The organism is Archangium violaceum, assembly GCF_016887565.1.
Taxonomy (GTDB): Bacteria; Myxococcota; Myxococcia; order Myxococcales; family Myxococcaceae; genus Archangium; species Archangium violaceum_B.
Genome location: NZ_CP069396.1, coordinates 11,160,222 through 11,184,689, shown reverse-complemented (window position 1 = coordinate 11,184,689; position 24,468 = coordinate 11,160,222). Strand labels below are relative to the sequence as shown.

The following is a 24,468-nucleotide window of genomic DNA, read 5'->3' as shown; positions in this document are numbered from 1 at the left end:
ACGCTAATATTTCGGAGGGGGTATCGCCATGAAGCGGATGATGCGGCTCTGGGCCGTGGTCGGGGCAGGTGTGCTGGTATCGGGTTGCGCCACCACGTCCATTCAAAAGGTTTGTGTCGCAGGTACTTCGGGTGAGCGCTGCTCCGGCCCGCTGAGCAAGATTCCCGAATCCGAAACGGAGCGGATGCGGACCTCCATGGAGTTGGCCTTGAAGGTGGTCGACAGCGGAGCGTTCGCGGAGAAGATGCGGGCGGCGGAGGAGATCCTCGGGAAGGATCCGAGGTATGCGCCTTCCTGGCGGCAGCAGTCGGAACTGGGGCTCGTCCCCTCCATCCAGACCCATGCGACGGGGTTGGAGGTGACGACGCGCATCACGCTCCATCCCGTGGCCTTCTTCTTGACGGATGCCTGGGACGGCGGGGGTGAGTCGAAGCAGATCCAGCTGAACCGGGTGAAGGTGGGCTGGTTCGCGCCCTGGTACTGGGCGGGCACGATGGTGCACGAGATGACTCACAAGGCGGGCTATTGCCATCCCACCTGCGAAGAGCCGAGCAACGACGCCAAGGGAAACGAGTGCACGGCTCCCTATGTCGCGGGTTCCATCGCGTGGCGCATCGCGCATGACATGCTGCCCCCCGGACAGCGCGAGGACACGCCGAGGATGCCGTGTCCGGCGCTCGTGAACCTGTTCGGAGGCGGTGACTCCCCCCGTTGATCACCGCGCCGTGGGGGCCGAGTCCGTGCGGAAGACGGGGTAGAGGTTGAAGCGGGTGTCGTTGGCCGGGTGGCGCTCGTAGAAGAAGCGCAGGCGGGCGCGGGGGTTGCTGGCGAACTCCTTGTCCTTCAGCTTCTCCTCCCAGGCGGCCTTGACGGCGGGGTCCTTCGCCAGCAGCTCGCGCGCGAAGGGCTCCAGGATGTAGTCCTCGACGTACTCCTTCTGCTCGAAGTGGTTGTTGAAGAAGCCCCAGGAGAGCAGGGAGTCCGGCCCGAGCGGCTCGAACAGGTGCGCCACCAGGGGCGCGCTCTTCTGCGCCGCTGGCACGTAGAGCGTGCCCTTGGGGAGCGGCTGTGTGTCCTTCTTCCAGTCTCCCTTCACGGAGAGCCCCTGGTGGCCCTCGACGGAGCCGGGGCGGAGCTTCGTCTCGGTGGCGCGGAACACCTCCACCTGGGCCGAGGGGACATCCTGACCGAGCCGCTGGAAGCGCAGGCCGTGCGCGGTCAGCTTCTCCGCCACCCAGGCCGCGTGCGCCGGGGGAATCAGGTAGCCGCCGGTGGGCAGCGTGGCGGTGAGGCCCGGGCGCAGCTCCTCGTAGTAGGGAATCGTCCATACCTGCGGTTTCGTGTCGTCGTAGCGGATCCACGGCTGGCCGGACACCTCGGAGGGCATGCGCTCGTAGGCGTAGCCCCGGAAGGAGATGGGGCGGCTCTTCTCGGTGTTCTCCCAGAGGAGCACCACCTCGCGGACCTTGCCGGACTCGGCCTCGGCGTCCGCGGCCTTTCGCGCGGCCATCAGCGTCTGGCCGTCCCGGCCGACGAGCCGCAGCAGGCCCTCCAGCACGTGGCGCGTGGTGGCCACGCGGTGGGCGTAGGGCTTCCAGGAGTGCGTCTCCACCAGGATGCCGTAGCGCCGGTTCACCGCCCAGTACGGGTGGCTGAAGCGCGGGGGAGACACGCCGTAGCTCACGCCCGAGGCGGGGTCATCGTTCTCCCGGAAGGACGGGTAGAAGGCGAGGGGCAGGTGGCCCTTGGACTCCAGCTCGGTGAAGAGCTCCTCGCGCAGCTTCGTGCCCAACGTGCGCAGGGTCTCCGGGCCCGTCTTCTGCGGCTCCATCTGCACGCTCACGTCGTGCTCGAACTTGGCGCCATCCGTGACGTGCAGGTCCACGTAGAAGAGCGGGTCCCAGGAGTGCAGCAGCTTCAGCACCGCCACCATCTCCGGGGCGTCCGCCTTCACGTAGTCGCGGTTGAGGTTGAGGTTCTGCCCGGTGACGCGCCAGCCCATCTCCTCGGGGCCCACCTGGTTGGGGCGGTTGTTGGGGCCGAAGCGCTCATGGCCATCCACGTTGAAGACGGGCAGGAAGACGGCCGTCACCTGCGTGAGCACGCCCGGCAGGGTCTTGCCCTCGAGCATGTCCCTGAGCAGCCAGAAGCCGGCGTCCTTGCCGTCGATTTCACCGGCGTGGATGCCGCCCTGGAAGAAGACGACGGGGCGGTTCTTCTTCGCGGCGGCGGCGGGGGTGAGGGTGCCATCCGCGCTCGCCACGAGCACGAGCTGGGGGCGGCCCTCGGGCGTGGTGGCGAAGGTGTCGCAGCGCACCTTGCCGGGGTAGCGCTTGGGGAAGGCGCGGCAGAGCGACTCCACCTCCGCGTAGCGGCCGGTGCGGGTCCATCCACTCTGCTCGGCGACGGTGGTGAGGGGGGCCTGACTGAGGGCGAGTGCGAGGAGTACGGGCAGGAGCATGGCGGCTCCCTACTGAGCACACCCCTCGCGCTCGCTCAACCCTGACGAGCCGTGTCGTGGCGGACGGTGAGGCTCTCTCCCACGGCGAGCACGTGGAGCGGCTCGCGAGGCAGCTGGCGGCGGTTCCACTCGGCGTCCAGCCGCTGGGGTGGCTCGTCCAGGGGCTCGTCGGTGAGCTTGAAGGTGCCCCAGTGCATGGCGAGGAAGCGCCGGGCCCCGAGGTCCTCATATGCCTGCACGGCCTGCTCGGGGTTCATGTGCTGCTTCTCCATGAACCAGCCCGGGTCATACGCGCCGATGGGCAGCATGGCCGCGTCGAGGCCGGGGAAGCGCTGGCCTATCTCCTTGAAACCGTCGAAGTACGCGGTGTCCCCCGAGTGGTAGACGCGCGCGCTGGAGCCCTCCACGACGAAGCCACCCCAGAGCGTCTCGTTGGCGTCGTTGAGGCTCCGGCGGCTCCAGTGCTGCGAGGGGACGAAGTGCACCGTCACCGGGCCCACCTTCGTGGAGCCCCACCAGTCCAGCTCGGTGGCGGGAGGTGCGCCGTGGCGGAAGTAGCGCGCCACGCCGAGCCCGGTGATGACGGGCGCGCCCACGCGCAGGACGGTGGGCATGTCCAGGTGGTCGTAGTGGTTGTGGGACACCAGCGTGGCGGCGATGGGGGGCAGCTTCTCCAGCGGGACGCCCGGGGCCACGTTGCGGCGGATGAAGCCGGTGATGGTGTCGCGCAGCGCGGGGTCGATGAGCAGCGACACGCCGTCGAGCTGCACCAGCCAGCTGGCGTGGCCCAGCCAGGTGAGGCGCACGCCCTCTCCGGGAGCGGGCGGAGTGGCGAGCACGGTGAGGTCCGGCTCCACGCGGCGCACGGCGGCGCGCTCCGGGCTCCTACGGCGTCTGCCCGCCAGCTTGTCGCCGACGGCCCACTTGAAGACGGTGCCGAGGGGATGCGGGCCACTGCCGTCCAGGTTCTTGTAGCGCACCGCCATGGGGCTCTCCGAGGGCCCTCGAGAAGGTGGGGCCCGCCCCTGTCATGTTCCGTCACCCGCCCCCGAATGCAAGGGGAGCGGGCGGGGGAGCCCGTGCCCCCTCCCTTTTACCGGGTGATTTCTTTGCGGGATGCGCGGGCTCGGGAAATATCCGGCCATGAGCGTGCGGCAATTCGACGTCGTGGTGATCGGCTCGGGCCCGGGTGGTGAAGGGGCCGCCATGAAGGCCGCGAAGTCTGGCAAGCGGGTGTGCGTGGTGGAGCAGCAGATGTTGGTGGGGGGCGCCTGCACTCACACCGCCACCATTCCCTCCAAGGCGCTTCGCCACGCCATCCAGCGGCTGGTGGATGTGCAGACCGACCACCCGGAGCTCCGGGTCGAGCTGGCCCACCGCTGGAAGTTCAAGGACATGATGCGGACGGCCTCGTCCGTGGTGTCCCGCCAGGTGCAACTGCGGACCACCTTCTACGAGCGCAACCGGGTGGAGCTGGTGGTGGGGCGGGCGCGCTTCCTGGACGCCCAGACGGTCGAGGTCAGCGAGCCCCGGGGCGCCAGCGAGCATCTCTCCGCCAAGGCCTTCGTGCTGGCCACCGGCTCTCGGCCCTACCACCCGCCGGACCTGGACTTCCGCCACCCGCGCATCTTCGACTCGGACACCATCCTCAAGCTGCGCGAGACGCCGATGACGATGATCATCTACGGCGCGGGCGTCATCGGCTGCGAGTACGCCTCCATGTTCCGCATGCTGGGCGTGAAGGTGGACCTGGTGAACACGCGCGAGCGGCTCCTGTCCTTCCTGGACGATGAGATCTCCGACGCGCTCTCCTACCACCTGCGCGAGCAGGGCGTGCTCATCCGCCACCACGAGCAGATGGATCGGGTGGAGCCTCTCGAGGACGGGGTGGTGCTGCACCTCAAGAGCGGCAAGCGGCTGAAGTCGGACATCCTCTTGTGGGCCAACGGGCGCACCGGCAACACCCAGAACCTGGGGCTCGAGGCGCTGGGCATCCAGATGGACTCGCGTGGCAACGTGCAGGTGAACGACGCGTACCAGACGGTCGTCCCGCATATCTACGCGGTGGGAGACGTGGTGGGCATTCCGTCGTTGGCGAGCGCCTCGTATGACCAGGGCCGCTTCGCCGCCACGCACATCGTCGAGGGTCGGCTGGAGCACAAGCTGGTGAAGGACATGCCCACGGGCATCTACACCAGCCCGGAGATCAGCAGCCTGGGGCGCACCGAGCAGGAACTCACGCGCGACGGTGTGCCCTACGAGGTGGGACACGCTTTTTTCAAGAGCCTGGCGCGCGCCCAGATTACCGGCCGCACGGTGGGGATGCTCAAGCTGCTCTTCCACCGGGAGACGCGGGAGATCCTCGGCATCCATTGCTTCGGGGACAACGCGTCGGAGATCATCCACATCGGCCAGGCCATCATGGCGCAGGAGGGGCCGGGCAACTCCATCGACTACTTCGTCAACACCACGTTCAACTATCCCACCATGGCCGAGGCGTACCGGGTGGCCGCGCTCAACGGCCTCAATCGGCTGTTCTGATGGGGTTGAATCCCGCCGGGCCTCGGGTATGGACAGGAACCGGGGCGCGAGGTGCGCTCCGGTAGAGGCCCGAGGTACGGAATGCGGGACGGTGACGGATACCCTCACCCTGACCCTCTCCCAGAGGGAGAGGGAGGGGGGACGTTGAATACAGGGGTCGTGGAGGCACTGGTGGGAAACCACCGGCGTTTCCTCGGCTTCCTCGAGAGCCGGGTGGGCAGCCGGGCGCTCGCCGAGGAACTGCTGCAATCCGCCTATGTGCGGACGCTGGAGAAGGGCGGTGACCTCCAGGAGGGCGAGGGGGCCGTGGCGTGGTTCTACCGGCTGCTGCGCAATGCGCTGGTGGACCACTACCGCCGGAACGCCGCCGAGGGCCGTGCGCTGGAGCGGGAGGCTCGCGAGGCCTCCGAGGTGGGTGGGGATCCGGAGCTGACGCAAACGGTTTGCGCATGCATCCATGACCTGCTGCCCGCGCTGAAGCCCGAGTACGCCGAGATGGTGCGTCAGGTGGACCTCGAGGGGCGGAGCGTTCCCGAGGTGGCGCGGGAGTCGGGCATCACCGCGAACAACGCCGGGGTGCGGCTCCACCGGGCGCGCCAGGCTTTGAAGAAACAGCTGGAGCGGAGCTGCGGTACATGCGCGGCGCATGGGTGCCTGGACTGCACCTGCGGGAAGCCGGGTGGGGGCTGTCAGACGCCCGCTTGACGGGCAGGGAGCCCAGGTTACCTCCCGGACCGGAATCCGGGCGCGGAGCATGACCACTGTAAGGGTCTGGCGGGCGCTCCGTTAGCCCGGGTGAAAGGAGCAGTTCCCTCAATGGCCCACGAGCACACCCACTCGCACGATCCCCATGCCGCCCACTCGCATGGCCCGCCGCCCGAGGCCTCGGGCAAGGTGCTGGACCCGGTCTGCGGCATGACCGTCGACCCCGCGAACGCCAAGGGCGGCAGCCACGTCCACAAGGGCGCGACCTACCACTTCTGCAACCCGAAGTGCCGGGAGCGCTTCGCCGCCGAGCCCTCGAAATTCCTCGAGGCGAAGGGTGAGCCGGAGCCGGTGGAGGCTCCGCCGGGCACGATGTGGATCTGCCCGATGGACCCCGAGGTCCGCCAGGACCACCCGGGCGCGTGCCCCAAGTGCGGCATGGCGTTGGAGCCGGAGCAGCCGGTGCTGATGACGGCGCGCACCGAGTGGGTGTGTCCGATGCACCCGGAGGTGGTGCAGGACCACCCGGGCACCTGCCCCAAGTGCGGCATGGCGCTGGAGCCGCGCACGGTGCTGCCCGAGGAGCAGCCGGACCCCGAGCTGCTGAGCATGACGCGGCGGTTCTGGGTGGGGGTGGTCCTCTCGCTGCCGCTGCTCTTCCTCGGCATGTCCGAGATGATTCCGGGCCAGCCGGTGCAGCGCGCCTTCGACCCGAGGCTGCTGGCGTGGGTGCAGTTCGCGCTGGCGACGCCGGTGGTGCTCTGGGGCGGCTGGCCCTTCTTCGAGCGGGGCTGGGCGTCGGTGAGGAACCGGCACCTCAACATGTTCACGCTCATCGCCATCGGGACGGGGGCGGCGTATCTCTTCAGCGTCTTCGCCACGGTGGCGCCGGGGCTGCTGCCCCATGCCTTCACGGGCCATGGCGGCGCGGCGCCCGTGTATTACGAGGCGGCGGCGACCATCACCACGCTGGTGCTGCTCGGACAGGTGCTGGAGCTGCGTGCCCGGCGTGCGACCTCGGGGGCGCTGCGCGCGCTGCTCAGCCTGGCCCCGGCGGTGGCCCGGCGCATCCACGCGGACGGCCGGGAGGAGGACGTCTCGCTGGAGCAGGTGAAGGTGGGGGACTCGCTGCGCGTGCGCCCTGGCGAGAAGGTGCCGGTGGACGGCGTGGTGCTGGAGGGCGAGAGCGCGGTGGACGAGTCCATGGTGACGGGTGAGTCCATGCCGGTGGAGAAGGTGCCCGGGGCGCGAGTCACGGGCGGCACCGTCAACGGGACGGGCAGCCTGGTGATGAAGGCCGAGCGGGTGGGGCGGGACACGTTGCTGTCGCGCATCGTGCAGCGGGTGGGTGAGGCCCAGCGCTCGCGTGCGCCCATCCAGCGGTTGGCGGACAAGGTGGCCGGGGTGTTCGTGCCGGCGGTCATCGCGGTGTCGGCGGTGACGTTCCTCGTCTGGGCCTTCGTCGGCCCGGAGCCGCGGCTGGCGCACGCGCTGGTGAACGCGGTGGCGGTGCTCATCATCGCCTGCCCGTGCGCGCTGGGGCTGGCGACGCCCATGTCGGTGGTGGTGGGGACGGGCAAGGGGGCCGGGGCGGGGGTGCTCATCCGGGACGCGGAGGCGCTGGAGCTGCTGGAGAAGGTGGACACGCTGGTGGTGGACAAGACGGGGACGCTGACGGAGGGCAAGCCGAAGCTGGTGTCGGTGGTGGCGGCGGAGGGCGTGGACGAGGCGCGGCTGTTGCGGCTGGCGGCGAGCCTGGAGCGGGGCAGCGAGCACCCGCTGGCGGCGGCGGTGGTGGCGGGAGCGGAGGAGCGAGGGGCGGTGCTGGTGGGAGCGCAGGGGTTCCGCTCGGTGACGGGCAAGGGCGTGACGGGACGAGTGGAGGGCGCGGAGGTGGCGCTGGGCAACGTGGCGCTGCTGGAGTCGCTGGGGGTGGACGCGGCGGAACTGCGACCTCGAGCGGAGGAGCTGCGGCGCGAGGGTCAGACGGTGATGTACGTGGCGGTGGACGGGAAGCCGGCGGGGCTGCTCGGGGTGGCGGATCCGGTGAAGAGCACCACGGCCGAGGCGCTGGCCACGCTGCACCGGGAGGGAGTGCGGGTGGTGATGCTGACGGGTGACAGCCGCACGACGGCGGAGGCGGTGGCGCGCCAGTTGGGCATCGACGAGGTGGTGGCGGAGGTGTTGCCGGAGGGCAAGGGGGACGTGGTGAAGCGGCTTCAGGGCGAGGGCCGGACGGTGGCGATGGCGGGGGACGGGGTGAATGACGCACCGGCGCTGGCTCAGGCGGACGTGGGGATCGCGATGGGGACGGGGACGGACATCGCGATGGAGAGCGCGGCGGTGACGCTGGTGAAGGGGGACCTGCGGGGAATCGCGAGGGCGAGGAAGCTGAGCCGGGGGACGCTGGGGAACATCCGGCAGAACCTCTTCTTCGCCTTCGTCTACAACACCCTGGGAGTGCCGATCGCGGCGGGGGTGCTGTACCCGTTCTTCGGGCTGTTGCTGAGCCCGATGCTGGCGGCGGCGGCGATGAGCCTCTCGTCGGTGTCGGTCATCGGCAACGCGCTGCGCCTGCGCAAGCTGGACCTGTAGCCCCAACCACCCCTCTCCCTCTGGGAGAGGGACGGGGTGAGGGTATCGCGGGGCGTGCCTATCCTCGCGAGGCTCTGCTCCGGCGTGAAGTGGCTGGGACGTCCTCGCCCGTCACGGCCCGCGCGATCCGCCCCGCATCCGCGGTGGTGATGCCGAGCGAGCTGAAGGCGCCGCTGACGAAGAGGCTGGCCACTCCCTGCGCCAGGGCTCGCCCTCGCAACTGCTCCATCAACGGATGCGAGGCGGGAATGGCGGCACCCGAGCACACCAGTGCCGCCAGTTCCGTCCAGAACGTCTCCATCGACCCCTTGAGTGCCTCCGGTGGATGGACGTCCGGCGGCGTCGACGCGTAGTCGATGTGCGCGGGGTCGGTCGCGATGCGGTAGAGGGCGGGGTTCTCCGCCGCCCAGCAGATGTAGGCGATCCCCGACAGGCGGAACGCCTCGCGCGGATCGGTGGTCTTCCCCGCCGCCGCGACGATGGCCTCGCCCAGCCGCCGGTCTCCCTCCGCGGCGATCGCGCGCAACAGCGCCTGGCGATCCGCGAAGTGCTTGTAGGGGGCGGCGGAGGAGACGCCGACCCGGCGGCCGACCTCGGCCACCGTCAGCGCGTCCACACCTTCCTCTCGAAGCAGCTCGATGCTCGCCTCGAGCAGTGCGTGCTTGAGGTCTCCGTGGTGGTAGGGGCGCGTTGGCGTCTTTCGGGTCATGTCCGTTGCAAAGTAAGTAAGATGCACTTACTTTGCAACGGAGGCGCAGGTCTCCCTGTCCGAAAGAGCGAACGATGAGCGGCAAGAAGACCGTGAGCCCCTTGTTGAGGTCCCTCTCCCGCCCCCATGGGTTCGAGCCCCTGCGGGTCGAGGGAGCGCTTCCCGAGGAGCTCCGGGGCACGCTCTTCCGTGCCGGAGCGGGCCTCTTCGAGCGTTTCGGCCGGAGCATCTCGCATGCGTTCGAGGCGGACGGGGCGGTCACGGCGGTGCGCTTCGGGGGTGGAGGCGCACAGGGGGCCTGCCGCATCGTCGAGAGCGCCGGCTACCGCGCGGAGGAGGCGGCGGGGCGGTTTCTCTTCAACTCGGCGGCCTCGTGGCTCGATCGCATGCGCGCCGCGCGCAGCGGCTCGGCGAAGAGCACGGGCAACACGTCGACCCTGCTGTGGCAGGACCGGCTCTTCGCGCTGATGGAGGGTGGACTGCCGCAGGAGATGGACCCGGGCTCGCTGGACACGCTCGAGGCCACCGACCTGGGGGTGATCTCAGGAGCGTTCTCCGCGCACCCGCATCGCGTCGCCTCGCTCCGGACCTCCTTCAACTTCGGACTGCGCTACGGCCCGAAGATGCTCATCGACCTCTACGCGCTGCCCGATGAGGGGCGGGGGACGAAGCTTGGAACGCTCGAGGCGCCCTGGCAGAGCATGGTGCACGACTTCATGGCGACGGAGCGGCACCTGATCCTCTTCCTGGGGCCGGTGAAGCTGAACCTCCTGCGGGCGATGCTGGGACTCGCCGACTTCACGAAGCTCTTCCAATGGAAGCCCGAGCTCGGGGCTCGGCTCATCGTCGTCCCATTGGACGCCATCCATGCGCCGCGAACCTTCGAGCTCGATGCCTTCTGGACCTGGCACTTCGCGAACGCCTTCGAGGACGGTGACGGTCCGTGCATCGACCTGTGCCGCTACCCCGAGTTCGCGCTCGGCGACATCGGCGAGCTCGAGGAGAGCGGCCCGCCCCCGCTCCTGACGCGCCTGCACCTCGACCTGAAGACGGGAAGGACGCGCGAGACGAAGCTCTTCGATGTCCCCTGCGAATTCCCGCAGCTGCATCCGCGAGTGCACGGGGCACGTCACGGCACCGTCTTCGTGCAGACCGAGCGCCGCGGCGCGGACCGGAGGTGTGCGGGGCTCACGCGCATCGACCTCGATCGGGGGGGCAGCGCGGAGTGGGCCGTGCCGGCCGGGCACGTGCCGAGTGAGCCCGTGCTCGTGCCGCGCGGAAAGGCGGAGGACGATGCCTTCGTGCTCGATCTGGTCTACGACCGGACGAGCGATCACTCCTACGTCGCGGTCCTGGACGGGCAGCACCTCGAGGACGGCCCCCTGGCGACGGTCCACTTCGATCACCCCATCCCCGTCACGTTCCACGGCAGCTTCGCGGCCGCGGGCTGAAAGGGCTCCACGGACATGGAATGGTGCACGGGGATGCCTCGCTGCCTGGTGGGCGTCGGGTTGAGCCTCCAGGAAGCGTGCACTCCTCTGGCGTCTCATTAGACTGACGCCCATGTTCTCTTCTCGTGAGGAAGGGCGCGCGGCCGGAGCGCCCTCAGGACTGGTCTCGGTGGTCCGGCTCCCGCAGAGCTGGTTCATCCTCAGCACCTCGCGCGAGCTGGGCCGCAAGCCGCTCGCGCGCATGTTGCAGGGCACGCCGCTGGTGCTCTTCCGGACCGAGACGGGCAAGCCGGCGGCGCTGGTGGACCGCTGCCCGCACCGCAACGTGCCGCTGTCGATGGGGCGCGTGGTGGGCGGTCAGCTCCAGTGCGGCTACCACGGCTGGCGCTTCGACGGAGCGGGCCAGTGCCGTGCCATTCCGGGCCTCATCGGCGAGCCGGGGGCGAAGTCCCGCTGCTCCACCTGGCACGCCACGCGCGAGCAGGAGGGCTTCGTCTGGGTGTACTCCACCCCGGGCGTCGAGCCCTCGCACGAGCCCTACCGCTTCCCGCTGCTGGACGCTCACGGCTACAGCACCGTGCGCCGCACCCTGCGGGCGAAGGGGTCGCTGCACGCGCTGCTGGAGAACACGCTGGACGTGCCGCATACGGCCTTCCTGCATGGGGGCCTGTTCCGCACGGAGAAGAAGCGGGCGGAGATCGACGTCGTGGTGCGCCGGGGCGCGGACCGGGTAGAGGCCGAGTACATCGGCGAGCCGCGTCCGCCGGGCCTGGCGGGCAAGCTGCTGGCGCCGGGGGGCGGGGTGGTGCAGCACTTCGACCGCTTCCTGCTGCCGTCCATCGCGCAGGTGGAGTACCGCCTGGGGGACGACAGCCATCTGATCGTCACCTCGGCGATGACGCCAGCGGACGACTGGGACACGTGGGTGTACGCGGTCGTCACCTTCCGCATGCCCGTGCCGCACTGGCTGGTGAAGCCTTTCGTCACGCCGGTGGCGCTGCACATCTTCGGGCAGGACGCCCGCATCCTCGAGCGGCAGACGGAGACCATCCGCCGCTTCGGCACGGAGACGTTCGCCTCCACCGAGGTGGACGTGCTGGGCCCGCCCATCCTGCGCCTGCTGCGCCAGGCCGAGCGCGAGAAGGTGGCCACCTCGACGGAGGTGCAGGAGACGCGGCTGAAGATGCAGGTGTGAACGGATCGGCTGCGCGGCAGCGGACAATCCGGGACCTTCTGGGCTGGCGGAGTTTCTACCAGCACACACAGTAGGGGCAGGGGGGGTGGCCGGAAGCCGGAGGGGACTGTCACCTTTGCGCCATGCCCTCCTCAGTGCTGGCCAACGAGAAGCTGCTCTTCGCCCAGTCCGTGGATGCCCTCTTCGTGCGAGCCCTGGGGCCGCACCTGACGCGGGAGGGCCGGCGCCGGTTGAGGGAGCTGGGCCTGGACCTGAACGAGCCGTTGCGGCCGGCCTATGCGCTGGAGCAGTGGAAGGCCTTCCTGCGCGTGGCGGCGAGCGACGTGTTCCCGGCGGCCTCGCCCCGGGAGGCGTGGTTCAACCTGGGCGAGCGCTACCTGCAGGGCTACCGGCAGACGGCGCAGGGGCGGGCGAGCATGGCGTTCGTGACGCGGCTGGGGCCCCGGCCCACGCTGGAGCGGGTGCCGCACAACGTGCGGGCGGGCAACAACTTCAACGAGGTGCGGGTGGAGGAGCTGGGCACACACGCGGCCACGCTGTGGATGAAGGACGTGACCGCGGACAACCCGTTCTTCGCCTGTGGCTTCCTCTCCGAGACGCTGCGCTCGGCGGGGGCGGGCGACATCCTGGTGGATCCGGTGGCCTTCGACGGCACGGCGGCCACCTTCCGCCTCTCGTGGACCCACGCGGCCACCCGGGCGGTGGCCGTGGGGCTGACGCGGCGCTGAGGCGGGCTACGCGGTGAGGACCACGCGCAGGCAGTGGTCCTTCTTCTTCTTGAACATGTCGTAGGCCTGGGGGGCGTCGTCGAGCGCCATCCGGTGCGTGGCCACGAAGGAGGGGTCCACCTCGCCGCGCTCCACGTGGCCGATGAGCCGGTCCAGGTAGCGCTGGGCATGCATCTGCCCCATGCGCAGCGTCAGTCCCTTGTTCATCGCCGCGCCCATGGGGAACTTGTCCACCAGGGCGCCGTACACGCCCATGATGGAGACGATGCCGCCCTTGCGGCAGGCCTGGATGGCCTCGCGCAGCACGTAGGGGCGCTCCGTCTCCAGGCGCATGGCCTGCTTCACCCGGTCATAGACGCCCTCGTAGCCGATTTCATGGGCCTCCATGCCCACCGCGTCGATGCACGCGTCCGGGCCCTGCCCGCCGGTGAGCTCCTTGAGGGCCTCGGGGACATTCACCTGGGTGTAGTCGAGCACCTCGGCCTGGCAGCGCTCGCGCGCCACGGCGAGCCGGTCCGGGAGCCGGTCGATGGCGATGACGCGCCCGGCGCCCAGCAGCCAGGCGCTCTTCATGGCGAAGAGGCCCACGGCGCCACAGCCCCACACGGCCACGGTGTCGCCGTGCTGGATGTTGCACAGGTCGGCGCCCATGAAGCCGGTGGGGAAGGCATCGGAGATGAAGAGGGCCTGCTCGTCGCTGAGCCCGTCGGGCACCTTGCGAGGCCCCACGTCGGCGAAGGGCACGCGGATGTACTCGGCGTGGCTGCCCGCGTAACCCCCCATCATGTGCGAGTAGCCGAAGATGCCGCACGTGGCGTGTCCCCACAGCTTTTCCGCCAGGGCCGGCTTGGGGTTGGAATTGTCACAGAGGGAGAACTGGCCCTTCTTGCACCAGGAGCAGTCACCACAGCTGATGACCGAGGGGACGATGACGCGGTCGCCCGGCTTGAGGTTCTTCACCTTGCTGCCGACCTCGACGATCTCCCCCATGAACTCATGGCCGAGGATGTCGCCCTTGAGCACCGAGGGGATGTAGCCATCGTAGAGGTGCAGGTCCGAGCCGCAGATGGTGGTGGCCCGCACCTTCACGATGGCGTCCCGCGGATTGAGGAGCGAGGGATCGGGGACCGTCTCCACGCGCACGTCGTTCACACCCGTCCAGCACACGGCCTTCATGGTTCTTCCTCCGTCCTTGGTGCGAGTCCTCAGGAGCGCGGCGCCAGCGTCCGTCCCAACCCGGAGCGGTGGCCATGGGGCTGGGAGTCGACGGTGGCGACCTCCCCCGTCTCCATGAGCTGCTTGAACTGACGCAGGCCTCGGGAGAGGTGCTGCTTGGGCTCGTCGCCGAGCAGCTTCGCCACGACCGCCACGGCGCGGCCTCCGGGGACGTGGTAGCGCAGCTCGAGGTGCACCACGGTGCCACGGCCGCCCGGTGCGTCCTCGAAGCGGACGGTGCCGGTGTGCTGAATGAGGGAGCCGGGCATGGTGCGCCAGACGATGCGCTCGCCGGGCCGGTCCTCGGTGACGCGGGACTCCCACTCGATGACGGAGCCCGCGGGGCCCTGGTACACCCAGTGGCTCTTGTCGTTCTCCAGGTTCCGCACTGAGAGCAGGTGGGGGATGAAGCGCGGGTGCTTCTCGAAGTCGCGCCACGCCTGGTACAGCTCCTGGCGCGGCTTGAGGATGGTGGTGCTCAGCTCGAAGGCGACACCTGGCTGCTCGCCCGGCACCTCGGTCATGCCCATGAGGGCGAGGGCGCGGCTGCGTCCGGTGAGCCCCCGGTGCACGAGCGAGCCGCCGACCACGGCGAGGAGGATGGCGGGGACGGTGCGGCGTCGCAGTCCGTAGCCCACGCAGCCGAGTCCCACGACGAGGGAGACGAGCCGCTCACCGGGGCTGACGTTGACCCCCTTGGTTCCATGTTGGAGCGAGGGGTCGAGCTGGGGCTTGTGGGCCCCCCGGGTCGAAATCAGTTCGCTTTCCTGCAGCAGCATCCGGGCGTCCTCCTGCATGCGGAGCAGGAAGCTCTCCATGCAGGAGGAGGGGACCCACTGCCCTGCGGGACAAGGAGAGTATTGGGTTCCGCATGCACCCTCTCCCTCTGGGAGAGGGCGGGGGGTGAGGGTAGTCGCCTCCGTGTTCCAATTTCCGTGTGGCGCGCGGATCGGGGAAATACCCTCACCCTAGCCCTCTCCCAGAGGGAGAGGGGACATCCACGGGTCTCCGTTCGAGGTCACGGACACTCCACTACACGGACACTCCACTAACCGTCGCCCTGTGCGGCGCTGCCGATCAGCCCCACCTCGTTGCGCTCGCCACGTTCTCCCTCGTGCCCCTCTTCCTGCAGGACGAGGCTGGTCCGTTGTCCGTGGAGGGCGACCTCACCCGTCGCCGCGCGCGGGACATTCCTAGGGCGGCGAGGGCCCAAGGCCGCGGGGGCCATGTCCGCACAAGAAGCCACCGCGACGCTCACGGCCGGGGTCCGGCCCGACAGATCCTCCAGCACGCCCAGCACGCGGGTCTGCCCCTGTCCATCGGCACAGGCCCGTGCCCGTAGCGCGTGCCGCCGCTCGGATCCATCCGGTGCGAGCACCCGGTACGTCAGGGACACCTCCCCCGGGCTCCGGGCGCAGCGCGCGAGGGCCTCGGTCACCACGGGCTGGTCGTCCGGGTGGACGCGGGAGAGGAACGAATCCAGCGGCTCCTCGGGGGCGAGCGACCTGAGCGCGAAGGCGGCCGCGGCTCCACGCTCCCAGCGCAGGCGCCGCTCCGGCAGCCGCAGGTCCCACAGCGTCAGCGACGCGGCCGACAGCGCCTCCAGCACACGGGCCTCGTTCTGCCGCAGTGCCTCCTCGAGCAGCTTCAGGTCCGTGATGTCCCGCGAGATGCCGAAGAGGCCGAACACCACGCCGGCCTCATCGCGCAGCACGCCCTTGGTGGACAACCAGACCCGCTTCACGGGCCCCGACTCCGACTCCTCGTAGGTGAAGGTCTGCCGGAAGGCGAGCACCTCGCGGTCATGGGAGAGGGTGGCCCGAGCGGCCTCGGGCGACCACAGCTCGGCGTCGGTGCGGCCGATGATGGCCTCGGCCGGCTTGCCGATGAGCCGGGCTCCGGCGGTGTTGATGCGGGTGTACCGGCCCTGGAGGTCCTTGGTGTAGATGGCGTCAGTGGCGCCCTGGAGCACCGCGTTGAAGAGGGCGCTGGCGCGCCGCGCGGCATCCGAGGCCCGGTGGTGCGAGGTGGCGTCGTGCAGGTACACGAGCACGCCGCTGTCCGAGGGAACCGCGGTCACCTCCAGGTGGAGGCCGTTGAAGCGCTCCTCGAAGTCCACGGGGGCGCCCGTGGCGAGCGCGCGCTGCACCTGGGGGCGCAGAACGGAGCCGGGCTCCTCGGGGTACTCCTGCCAGAGGCTGCGCCCGACGAGGAGCTGGCGCCGCTTGCCCAGCAGCCGCTCCGCGGCGCGGTTGACGTAGATGAAGCGGCACTGCCGATCGAACGCGAGGAACGGGTCCGGCATGCACTCCATGAAGGAGAGCACCTTCTCCTCGAAGGCGGCCGTCTCGCTCACGAAGCGCTCGGTGTCCGTCACGTCCGACAGCCACACGGCGAGGAGTCCATCCTCCACGCGAGCGGCCCGAGCCATCATCCGGCGCGCGTCGAGGCCCCGGCCCAGCGAGAACAGGTGCGTGCCCGTCACGCCCGTGGCGAGCACCTGGCCCCAGGCCTTCACGGCCTCGACGAGCTCCGGCCTGCGGACCAGCAGCCGGCGGCCGTTCAGGTTCTCCTCGAGCAGCGCCTCGGAGGCGGGGTTCGCGTACTCGCAGAGGAAGTCCTCGGGAGCGCCCTCCACGCCGCCTTCCGGGCGAAGGGCGAGGAACCCATCCGGGTTGATCGCCTCGAGGGCATAGCGGCTGCTCGGGGGAAACATGGGGGACTCCTCACCCGTGGAGGTAAGCACGGGCTCTCCTGGCCGCTGGCTCGGTGCGGCTCGTCGCGGGGCCCGAGTGGGGAGGAGGAGACAGTCGTCTGTCGGTGGCTGTGTGGTGTCGTACGTATGGGCAGGGTTCACGCGAGGTGCGTGCAGTGACGCTGGACGAGCGGGCGGGCGGATGCGTTGACGCTCCAGCTAAACCGGTGTTCAGTCTGAGGGAGAGCGCCATGGCCCCTCAGATTGCCCTCGATTTCGCCGAGTCCCAGGCCGTCCATCCGGCCCTCGAGTCGTTCCACCCGGTGGTGCAGCGGTGGTTCGCCGAGCGGCTGGGCGAGCCCTCGCGTCCCCAGGTGGAGGGCTGGCCCCTCATCCAGGCGCAGCACGACGTGCTGATCGCCGCGCCCACGGGCAGCGGCAAGACGCTCACGGCCTTCCTGGCGGCGTTGGACCGACTCTTCCGGCTGGCCCTGGAAGGGCGGCTGCCGGACCAGACGCAGGTGCTGTACGTGTCGCCGCTGAAGGCGCTGGGCAACGACGTGCAGAAGAACCTGCTCCAGCCGCTGGAGGAGCTGCTGCAGCGGGCCCGGGCGGCGGGCTTCACCCCGCGGGAGCTGCGGGTGCAGGTGCGCACGGGAGACACGTCGGCGTCCGAGCGCTCGCAGATGGTGCGCCGGCCGCCGCACATCCTCATCACCACGCCGGAGTCCTTCTACCTCTACCTCACGGCGGACCGGGCGAGGGCGACGCTGCGCTCGGTGCGCACGGTCATCGTGGACGAAATCCACGCGCTGGCGCGGGACAAGCGGGGGAGCCACTTCGCGCTGTCGTTGGAGCGGCTGAAGGCGATCACCGAGGTGCGGCCGCAGCTCATCGGGCTGTCGGCGACGCAGAAGCCGCTGGAGGCGATCGCGGGCTTCCTGACGGGAGAGAAGGCGGGGGAGTGCCGAGTGGTGCAGGTGGGGCACCAGCGGCCGTGGGACTTGAGGGTGGAGGTACCGGACGAGGAGCTGGGCTCGCTGGCCACGAACGAGATGTGGGGCCAGGTGTATGACCGGCTGGTGCAGCTGGCGGGGGAGCACCGGACGACGCTGGTGTTCGTGAACACGCGGAAGATGGCGGAGCGTGTGGCGCACGACCTGGGGGAGAGGCTGGGGCCGGACAAGGTAGCGGCGCACCACGGCAGCATGTCGAGGGAGATGCGGCTGTCGGCGGAGGAGAGGCTGAAGGGGGGGCAGCTGTCGGTGATGGTGGCGACGGCGTCGCTCGAGCTGGGCATCGACGTGGGGAACGTGGACCTGGTGGTGCAGCTGGGGACGACGAGGTCCATCGCGGTGCTGTTGCAGCGGGTGGGGCGAGCGGGCCACTACAAGGGAGGAATCTCGAAGGGCATCCTGATCGCGATGACGCGCGACGAGCTGATGGAGTGCGTCGGGCTGTTGAACGCGGTGCGGGAGGGGGACCTTGACGCGGTGCGGATGCCGGAGAAGCCGCTGGACGTGCTGGCGCAGCAGGTGGTGGCGGCGTGTGCGTGCGAGGAGTGGGATGAGCGGGCGCTCTACAGCCTGTTCCGGAGGGCGTACCCGTACCGGGACCTGACGTACGAGGAGTACGAGAAGGTGCTGGAGACGCTGTCGGAGGGCGTGTCGCTGCGGAGGGGTCGTGCGGGAGTGCACCTGCATCGGGACCGGGTGAACCAGCGGCTGAAGGCGCGGAGGGGCGTGAGGATCACGGCGCTGACGAACGGTGGAGCGATTCCAGACACCTTCACGTTCAACGTGGTGGCACAGCCCGAGGGGAAGGTGGTGGGGACGCTGGACGAGGACTTCGCGGTGGAGTCGACGCCCGGAGACATCTTCCTGCTGGGGACGACGGCGTGGCGCATCCAGCGGGTGATGGGGGCGTCGGTGATGGTGGAGAACGCGCACGGGCAGCCGCCGACGGTGCCCTTCTGGAGGGGCGAGGCGCCGGGGCGCACGGACGAGCTGAGCGTGCACGTGGGTCGGCTGCGCGAGGAGTTGCTCGCGCGTGCGGACGCGGCGCTGTTCCTGGAGAAGGAGCTGAAGGTGCCGCCCCCGGCGGTGGATGCGCTGCTGGCGTACCTGAGAGCGGGGCAGCAGGTGCTGGGCACGGTGCCAAGCAACACCACGATTGTCGCCGAGCGCTTCTTCGACGAGGCGGGGGGGATGCAGCTCATCCTCCATGCGCCATTCGGGAGCCGGATCAACCGGGCGTGGGGCCTGGCGCTGCGCAAGCGCTTCTGCCGCACCTTCGACTTCGAGCTGCAGGCGGCGGCGACGGAGGATGGCCTGCTGCTGTCCTTGGGAGAGCAGCACTCCTTCCCGTTGGAGGACATCTTCCAGTTCCTCAGCCCGGAGAACGTGGAGGAGGTGCTGGTGCAGGCGGTGTTGCAGGTGCCGCTGTTCGGGACGCGCTTCCGGTGGAATGCGACGCGGGCGTTGTCGCTGTCGCGCTTCGCGGGAGGGAAGCGGGTGGCGCCGAACCTCCAGAGGGCGAGGAGTGAGGATCTGCTGGCGGCGGTGTTCCCGGCGCAGGTGGGGTGCCAGGACAACCACGGAGGAGCGGACGTCGAGCTGCCGGACCATCCATTGGTGAAGCAGACGATGGAGGACTGCCTGCGCGAGGCCATGGATGTGGAGGGCCTGCGCGAGGTGCTGCGGAGGATGAAGGACGGGCGCATCAAGCTGGTGGCGAGGGACGTGCCCGAGCCGAGCGTCTTCGCGCACCAGATGGTGAACAGCCAGCCGTACACGTTCCTCGACGATGCACCGGCGGAGGAACGCCGGGTGCGCAACGTGGTGCTGCGGAGGACGCTGCCGGCGGAGGACGCGGCGTCGTTCGGGGCACTGGATGCGGACGCCATCGAGCAGGTGGTGCGGGACGCGGCGCCGCCGCTGCGAGACGAGGACGAGCTGCACGACGCGCTGCTGCAACTGGTGCTGATGCCGGAGGAGCAGGTGCCGCAGCGCTTCGTTGCGAGCCTCATGACGCAACGCCGGGTGGCGTGGCTGGAGACAGGCGAAAAACGGTTCCTCATCCCAGCGGAGCGGCAGGGGACGATCCGTGCGCTGTTCCCCGGGGTGCCACTGCAACCGGAGCTTCAACCCCTGCCAGGCGACAAACCAGTGGAGCGGGATGCGGCGGTGGCGCAGGTGGTGAGAGGGTGGATGGAGCAACTCGGACCGACCACGGCGGCGGAGCTGGCCGAGCAAACGGCGTTGGACGAGTCCGAGATCAACCTGACGTTGCACCAACTGGAGGCAACGGGAGGAATCCTGAGAGGCCGATTCCGTCCCTTGGGTTTGACCCTCTCCCCCTGGGAGAGGGACGGGGTGAGGGTATCGGAGACCCCGGGTTCCACCCCGGCCGTGGTGGAGTGGTGTGACCGTCGCCTCCTGCAACGAATCCACAGGCTCACGGTGGGCCGACTGCGCAAGGAGATCGAGCCACTCAGTGCACAGGACTTCATGCGATTCCTCTTCCGGTGGCACCACCTGGAGGAGGTGGACGCCCTGCGAGGCTCCACGGGGTTGGCGAAGGCGATCAGCCTGTTGCAGGGCTACGAGGCACCGGCCTCCGCGTGGGAGCGCTATCTGCTACCGGCGCGGATGAAGGGCTACCTGGGGGACCTGCTGGAGCGGGCCTGCTACTCGGGAGAAGTGGCCTGGGGCCGCCTGACGATGAAGGACGCGAAACCCGTTCCAGGCCCACGCCGGGGAGCCCCCGCGACGCCACCGGAGCCCGAGGCGCCCAGATCTCGAGCGGCGACACCGAACCGGAACGCGAGCCTCACGTTCGTGAAGCGCGAGGACATGGACTGGATGCTGTCGGCGGCTCGTCCGAACGCGGTGCTGGCGGACGGAGGGGTCTGGGTGCCACCGGACCTGTCCGGTCCAGCGAAGGACGTGGTGGCGGTGCTGGAGCAGCGGGGCGCGTGCTTCTTCAACGACCTGTGCTCGCGCTCGCGCCGGCTGCCGGCGGAAGTAGAGGACGCACTGTGGGAACTGGTAGCGCGCGGCCTCGTGACAGCGGACGCGGTGCAGAACCTGCGGGTGCTGCAGAGCCCGGCGCAGCGCAAGCGCCAGAAACTCCTGCAGCGAGGCGGACCGGGCCGCTGGAGCCTGCTGGTGCCCTCGGAGCCGAAGCCGGAGGACGAGGTGCGGGACGCACTCGCGCGACTCTTCCTGCAGCGCTACGGCATCGTCTGGCGGGACCTGGTGATGCGCGAGTCGCTGGCGCCCTCGTGGCGCGAGTTGCTGTACGTGTACCGGCGGATGGAGGCGCGAGGAGAGATCCGGGGAGGCCGCTTCGTGGCGGGCTTCGTGGGAGAGCAGTTCGCGCTACCGGAGGCGGTGGACGTGGCGCGAGCGGTGCGCCGGCGAGCGCCCTCGGGAGTGCGAGTGCAGCTCTCTGCGGTGGATCCACTCAACCTCACGGGAGTGGTGACACCGGGCCCGCGAGTGCCGGCCACGGTAGGCAACGTCGTCACCTACGTGGACGGCGTACCCCAGGGCTTCGACGCACAGGGAGACGACGAGGAAGGGGAGGGCGAGGACAGTTCCGGCGAGGCGGCACAGGCCAACTGACGAGAGCCAGATGCCAATGCGTTATTACATCGTCATCACGACGGGATGGACTTTCTCAGCGGAGGCTTTCTTGGGCCGGCTGCGTATGCGTTGGCCTCTGGTTCAAATCGAAAAGTTGAGCACTTCTCAAACGCACACCTTTCAAGACTTCGAATTCCCCATGGATCGCTCAGTGCTTTATGGATCCGTTGAGCTGTTGGGCAAAGGTTTGACTATTGACAGCGGTGCCCTTGAAGACTGTGCCGAGTTCGCTCACTGGTGCCGCGCGCTTATCCCACCATCCGAAAAAGTGGTTTTCTGTCACGAATCGATGGCCATCGACTTCTTACTCGAGCCGGGCATGACTCCAGCGGAGATTGCTCAGGCAATGCGCGCCTGAGAACGCTGATGCACAGGGACATTCCGCGGCCAAGGGGTCATGTCAGGCGGGCTATCTCGACATCGAAGCGCCGGACCTTCATCTCCCAGAGCAGGCGGTACAGCCGCTGGGAGATGAGTAACAGCGGTTGAGGACGGAACAGCCCTTGTCGCAGGCCAACGCTCTGGTGTGTGCAGGACCAGTCGTTCCTGTCGAGACTCGCGCGAGAAACGTAGACCTCGGACAGCACACGGAGCCCCAAGGTGTGTCCCTTGGGACAGCGAGCCGTATCGGGCTCTGGGACGAAGAAGGTATTGCCGACTCGGGTGGGCGCGGCCACCTGCAACGCACGCGAGGGAATGACGAGCTGATGCCATGCCTTGCTCCGCTCGCCCTGCTTTCCGAGCACGGGCCTCAGTTCCATGCCCGTGATGCCGTGCGTGCGCAGCACCTCGGCCAGCCTGGAGGAAACCACGAGTTCTCCCCCGAGGGTCTGCGCGATGTCTCGGCCCTTGGGGATGCGCTTGAGGTCGAGATGCAGCTCGGAAACCTGCCGTGTGCCGGCTCCACAGGAGGTGCATGCCTGGGACTCGTCGTAGAGGGTGCCACACTCCTCGCCCGTAGGCTCGAAAAAGGGCCGGACTCTCATCCAGAGCAACTCGGCAGATTGTAACTCGCGCTGCGAATAGCGGCGGCGTACCTGCCAGAAGGTGACCATCGTCGTTCCCCGGCGGTGCTCCTCCTCCTCGTGCTTGCGAATGGTCTCGACCAGCGGATCATCGACGTTCAGTTCGAGTCGGCGGGTGATGTCCCAATCCTCACCAATGTCTGGCGGAAGGAAATGCTGTGCCTTGTCCGTGGAGAGCCGGATCTCGATGGTTTCACGCATGACGTCTAGAAATGCACTCCGGGGAGCGGATACTTGGAGTAGACCTTTCGCATGATTTCCTGCTGCTGAGCGGGGCTGGGAACTTCCTGCCCGTAGGGGTGCTCCCGCCGGAAGGCATTGGTGATGAGCTGATGATAGGCGGGATCCACATCGGTTGTTGGCCCATCCTCGGCACCACCGAGATACTTGGGGTGGAGGTGGTGTTGCTGCTTCGGTTTGCCGAACAAGTGGGGGAATGCAGCACGGGCTTCCGCCTGCCCCTTGTCGAAGTTCTCGCGAGCGACCTTCGGGTCCAGGAACCGTGTGAACGGTGATGGTCCGGCGGGTTTGGGGTGTTGGTTTGCCCGCGGTTGAGATGCTTGCGGCTTGGGTTGCTCGGGGTGAGGAGGCTTGACCGGTTGGGAAGGGTTGCTCCGGATTCGTGGAGGGCGGAATAGCCTGGGACCCAGCGCGATCTCTTCAGAGCCATGTGCACTGCTGGCGTCGAAATCCAGGCACATCTGCTTGGGTATGCCCGAACAACCTTGGAGGATTGCCAGCCATAACGGGAGCAGTAGAATCACGCGCATCTGAATTTTCCCCCACAATGGAGCAGGGGTGTAGAGAAGTTGTCGAGACAGGCGGTTTCTCAGGGTACCGAATCGAGTCACGAGTCTTCCTGGGGAAGCAAGCCCTCCAGCACAGCGTAGCGCTTCGTGGTCTGTATCTCGCCCTCCAGGAGGACATTCGGATCGGGAAAGAGCAGCTCCACCAAGGCACAAAGCCGAAGGGCCTTTTCCAGGGATTCTTTCGTCCGTTCGAGATTCCAGTGCCTGAGCTTGAAGAACCACGCATCCGCGAGCGTAGCGAGTGCCTTCTGCTCTCCCTCTTCGTAGAGCTTCATGGCCTCTGGCGTGTCATCTTGGAATGTGTCCAGGAAGTTACCCAGTGCCAACAGCGCAGGCGCACTTCTGTATGAGCCCAAGACGGCGGACTCGAGCAGGTGCTGGATCTCGGGGAGCACCTCTTCTGCGCTTCTGCCGGCTTGGTCGACGAGGTGTTGCAACCGGGCGAGATAGAGCAGGTTGTGAGTGAATGCAGGGCATTCATCAGCGAGCTCGCGGTGCAATCGCAATTGCTCTGGGTTCCCACGCTCGCGCTCACCGGCTTTCCTGGCCGCCTCGAACTTCTGGACCAATTCTTCAAGGCTGGGATGCTCCATGAACTCTACCCCGCGACGCTGCAGCATGTTCTCGGATTTTGAAGTGGCTTGATGGCACAGCTTGAACTACGTCTTGCGCAAGGTTTGTAACCCAGCAAGTACACACCAAAAATCATCAACTACTGAGGTCCTTGCGCTGGATTATCGAAGTTATTCTAAGCTACTCGTTGTTGTATTCTTCGTGGGGGCCTTCGTCTTCATCTTCGTTCTCTCTTTCGGTGACAACGTAATAGTCAAGAGGATCCCACTTCGATGTTCTTGTGAACTGCCCACCGAGTCCTGCAGCATGTAGAGCTGCGTGTCCGTCGAGAGTCAGTCCGCATGCGGCGCAATGAAAACCTGTAGGTAGAACTGAGGAGCGGAAAACAAGATATCCTTGCTCTAAATTGGGCCCTGTTGTGTTTACCACTTCGCCGGTTACGGTTGCGTTTGATTGGCACGCGGGGCATTGGGTTAGGTGGCCACCATCATAGCGTTTTTGCTCTGCTTGAATTTCTGCGGTTTTTCTCAGTTGAGCTTTTTCGGGCTCGGGTTTGTTTTCGAATATGTTTGCGTGAGAAGAAATGAGTTTCTTGACCTTCTTCTCGGTGGCTTCGTTTTTGGCCTTGAGCATCTCCTCTGCGGCCTTGGCCTCTGCGGCACCCAAGAAGTCCTGCAAAGATTTGCCCTGGAACTTTAGCAGAGGAACGCATGCTGCATAGTAGGATCCTAGCCAGTTTTTTGTTTCGTATTTCTCAAAAGGTTTTCCTCCGCTATGGAGTTCCTCGTTACGACTGTTTGCTAGTGACAGGCATGAGCTGGCATGTTCCTTTAGAAAGTCCGGCATCAATGCTCTGCATCGCTCGAAGACAAGTGCCACGCCGATGGACTTGGGATGGAAGTCTGGGCTGGAAACTCCAAAAGTGTATAGAATGTTCTTTTCATTTGCGGGATCAGCTAGTAGGACTGGATGCTTGGATGCAAGCGCCGCACGCGCCAGGAATTCCATGGCCAATGACGCCCAGAATGGAAACATTGCTCCGTCCTTTGGTTCGGCAAGCGCCTTTTCCATGTAAGACGCGGCCTTTGCCCAGAGGAGATCGTATGTCCAAAGCATG

At 67.8% G+C, this 24,468-nt stretch carries 19 protein-coding genes; 9 read left to right on the top strand and 10 right to left on the bottom strand.

Going from position 1 to position 24,468, the window contains the following annotated elements; genetic code table 11:
- Positions 1 to 208: 208 nt before the first annotated feature.
- On the top strand, positions 209 to 715 hold the full coding sequence (locus tag JRI60_RS44515; RefSeq protein WP_204222134.1) for a hypothetical protein: 507 nt from the start codon (positions 209 to 211) through the stop codon (positions 713 to 715).
- Here JRI60_RS44515 and JRI60_RS44510 read toward each other — a convergent pair whose 3' ends face one another.
- Both JRI60_RS44510 and JRI60_RS44505 read right to left on the bottom strand, forming a co-directional pair.
- Positions 716 to 2,461: a M14 family zinc carboxypeptidase gene (locus tag JRI60_RS44510; protein ID WP_204222133.1), complete on the bottom strand. Its 1,746-nt coding sequence runs from the start codon at positions 2,459 to 2,461 to the stop codon at positions 716 to 718.
- A gap of 35 nt (positions 2,462 to 2,496) precedes the next feature.
- On the bottom strand, positions 2,497 to 3,447 hold the full coding sequence (locus JRI60_RS44505) for an MBL fold metallo-hydrolase (RefSeq protein WP_204222132.1): 951 nt from the start codon (positions 3,445 to 3,447) through the stop codon (positions 2,497 to 2,499).
- Between the two features lie 157 nt (positions 3,448 to 3,604).
- Between JRI60_RS44505 and sthA the strand changes: the two genes are divergently transcribed.
- The 3 genes from sthA to JRI60_RS44490 all read left to right on the top strand — a co-directional run bounded on the left by sthA (position 3,605) and on the right by JRI60_RS44490 (position 8,302).
- Complete coding sequence (sthA, locus tag JRI60_RS44500) at positions 3,605 to 5,002, top strand: Si-specific NAD(P)(+) transhydrogenase (RefSeq protein ID WP_204222131.1); 1,398 nt, start codon at positions 3,605 to 3,607, stop codon at positions 5,000 to 5,002.
- Between the two features lie 144 nt (positions 5,003 to 5,146).
- A complete protein-coding gene (locus tag JRI60_RS44495) occupies positions 5,147 to 5,707 on the top strand; it encodes an RNA polymerase sigma factor (RefSeq protein WP_239470086.1) in 561 nt (186 codons plus the stop codon).
- Positions 5,708 to 5,818: 111 nt separating this feature from the next.
- Positions 5,819 to 8,302 carry a heavy metal translocating P-type ATPase gene (locus JRI60_RS44490; protein ID WP_204222129.1) on the top strand — a complete coding sequence of 828 codons (2,484 nt, stop codon included), beginning with the start codon at positions 5,819 to 5,821 and terminating at the stop codon, positions 8,300 to 8,302.
- 58 nt (positions 8,303 to 8,360) lie between these two features.
- On the opposite strand, the gene JRI60_RS44485 is transcribed toward JRI60_RS44490, so the two are convergent.
- Positions 8,361 to 9,011: a TetR/AcrR family transcriptional regulator gene (locus JRI60_RS44485; protein ID WP_204222128.1), complete on the bottom strand. Its 651-nt coding sequence runs from the start codon at positions 9,009 to 9,011 to the stop codon at positions 8,361 to 8,363.
- A gap of 74 nt (positions 9,012 to 9,085) precedes the next feature.
- On the opposite strand from JRI60_RS44485, the gene JRI60_RS44480 reads away from it, so the two are divergent.
- The 3 genes from JRI60_RS44480 to JRI60_RS44470 all read left to right on the top strand — a co-directional run bounded on the left by JRI60_RS44480 (position 9,086) and on the right by JRI60_RS44470 (position 12,385).
- Positions 9,086 to 10,462 carry a carotenoid oxygenase family protein gene (locus tag JRI60_RS44480; protein ID WP_204222127.1) on the top strand — a complete coding sequence of 459 codons (1,377 nt, stop codon included), beginning with the start codon at positions 9,086 to 9,088 and terminating at the stop codon, positions 10,460 to 10,462.
- A 112-nt stretch (positions 10,463 to 10,574) separates the two neighbouring features.
- Positions 10,575 to 11,657, top strand: a complete 1,083-nt coding sequence (locus tag JRI60_RS44475) for an aromatic ring-hydroxylating oxygenase subunit alpha (RefSeq protein WP_204222126.1) — start codon at positions 10,575 to 10,577, stop codon at positions 11,655 to 11,657.
- Positions 11,658 to 11,779: 122 nt separating this feature from the next.
- Positions 11,780 to 12,385, top strand: a complete 606-nt coding sequence (locus tag JRI60_RS44470) for a DUF2378 family protein (protein ID WP_204222125.1) — start codon at positions 11,780 to 11,782, stop codon at positions 12,383 to 12,385.
- Positions 12,386 to 12,391: 6 nt separating this feature from the next.
- On the opposite strand, the gene JRI60_RS44465 is transcribed toward JRI60_RS44470, so the two are convergent.
- From JRI60_RS44465 to JRI60_RS44455, 3 genes are all read right to left on the bottom strand, one after another.
- Positions 12,392 to 13,561, bottom strand: a complete 1,170-nt coding sequence (locus JRI60_RS44465) for a zinc-dependent alcohol dehydrogenase (RefSeq protein WP_204222124.1) — start codon at positions 13,559 to 13,561, stop codon at positions 12,392 to 12,394.
- A gap of 29 nt (positions 13,562 to 13,590) precedes the next feature.
- The gene (locus JRI60_RS44460; RefSeq protein WP_204222123.1) at positions 13,591 to 14,418 is read right to left on the bottom strand and encodes an SRPBCC family protein; all 828 of its coding nucleotides are present in this window, start codon (positions 14,416 to 14,418) and stop codon (positions 13,591 to 13,593) included.
- Positions 14,419 to 14,648: 230 nt separating this feature from the next.
- Positions 14,649 to 16,316 carry a PAS domain-containing protein gene (locus JRI60_RS44455; protein WP_204222122.1) on the bottom strand — a complete coding sequence of 556 codons (1,668 nt, stop codon included), beginning with the start codon at positions 16,314 to 16,316 and terminating at the stop codon, positions 14,649 to 14,651.
- Positions 16,317 to 16,546: 230 nt separating this feature from the next.
- Between JRI60_RS44455 and JRI60_RS44450 the strand changes: the two genes are divergently transcribed.
- Positions 16,547 to 20,923 (top strand): DEAD/DEAH box helicase, encoded by a 4,377-nt coding sequence (locus tag JRI60_RS44450; RefSeq protein WP_204222121.1) that lies wholly within the window; start codon positions 16,547 to 16,549, stop codon positions 20,921 to 20,923.
- A gap of 10 nt (positions 20,924 to 20,933) precedes the next feature.
- On the top strand, positions 20,934 to 21,302 hold the full coding sequence (locus tag JRI60_RS44445; RefSeq protein WP_204222120.1) for a hypothetical protein: 369 nt from the start codon (positions 20,934 to 20,936) through the stop codon (positions 21,300 to 21,302).
- A 37-nt stretch (positions 21,303 to 21,339) separates the two neighbouring features.
- Here JRI60_RS44445 and JRI60_RS44440 read toward each other — a convergent pair whose 3' ends face one another.
- The 4 genes from JRI60_RS44440 to JRI60_RS44425 all read right to left on the bottom strand — a co-directional run bounded on the left by JRI60_RS44440 (position 21,340) and on the right by JRI60_RS44425 (position 24,467).
- A complete protein-coding gene (locus JRI60_RS44440; protein ID WP_204222119.1) occupies positions 21,340 to 22,170 on the bottom strand; it encodes a hypothetical protein in 831 nt (276 codons plus the stop codon).
- A 5-nt stretch (positions 22,171 to 22,175) separates the two neighbouring features.
- Positions 22,176 to 22,820: a hypothetical protein gene (locus JRI60_RS44435; protein ID WP_204222118.1), complete on the bottom strand. Its 645-nt coding sequence runs from the start codon at positions 22,818 to 22,820 to the stop codon at positions 22,176 to 22,178.
- Positions 22,817 to 23,398 (bottom strand): hypothetical protein, encoded by a 582-nt coding sequence (locus JRI60_RS44430; protein WP_204222117.1) that lies wholly within the window; start codon positions 23,396 to 23,398, stop codon positions 22,817 to 22,819. Before JRI60_RS44430 ends, JRI60_RS44435 begins: the two co-directional genes overlap by 4 nt.
- Before the next feature lie 133 nt (positions 23,399 to 23,531).
- Positions 23,532 to 24,467 (bottom strand): hypothetical protein, encoded by a 936-nt coding sequence (locus JRI60_RS44425; RefSeq protein WP_204222116.1) that lies wholly within the window; start codon positions 24,465 to 24,467, stop codon positions 23,532 to 23,534.
- Position 24,468: the final 1 nt, after the last annotated feature.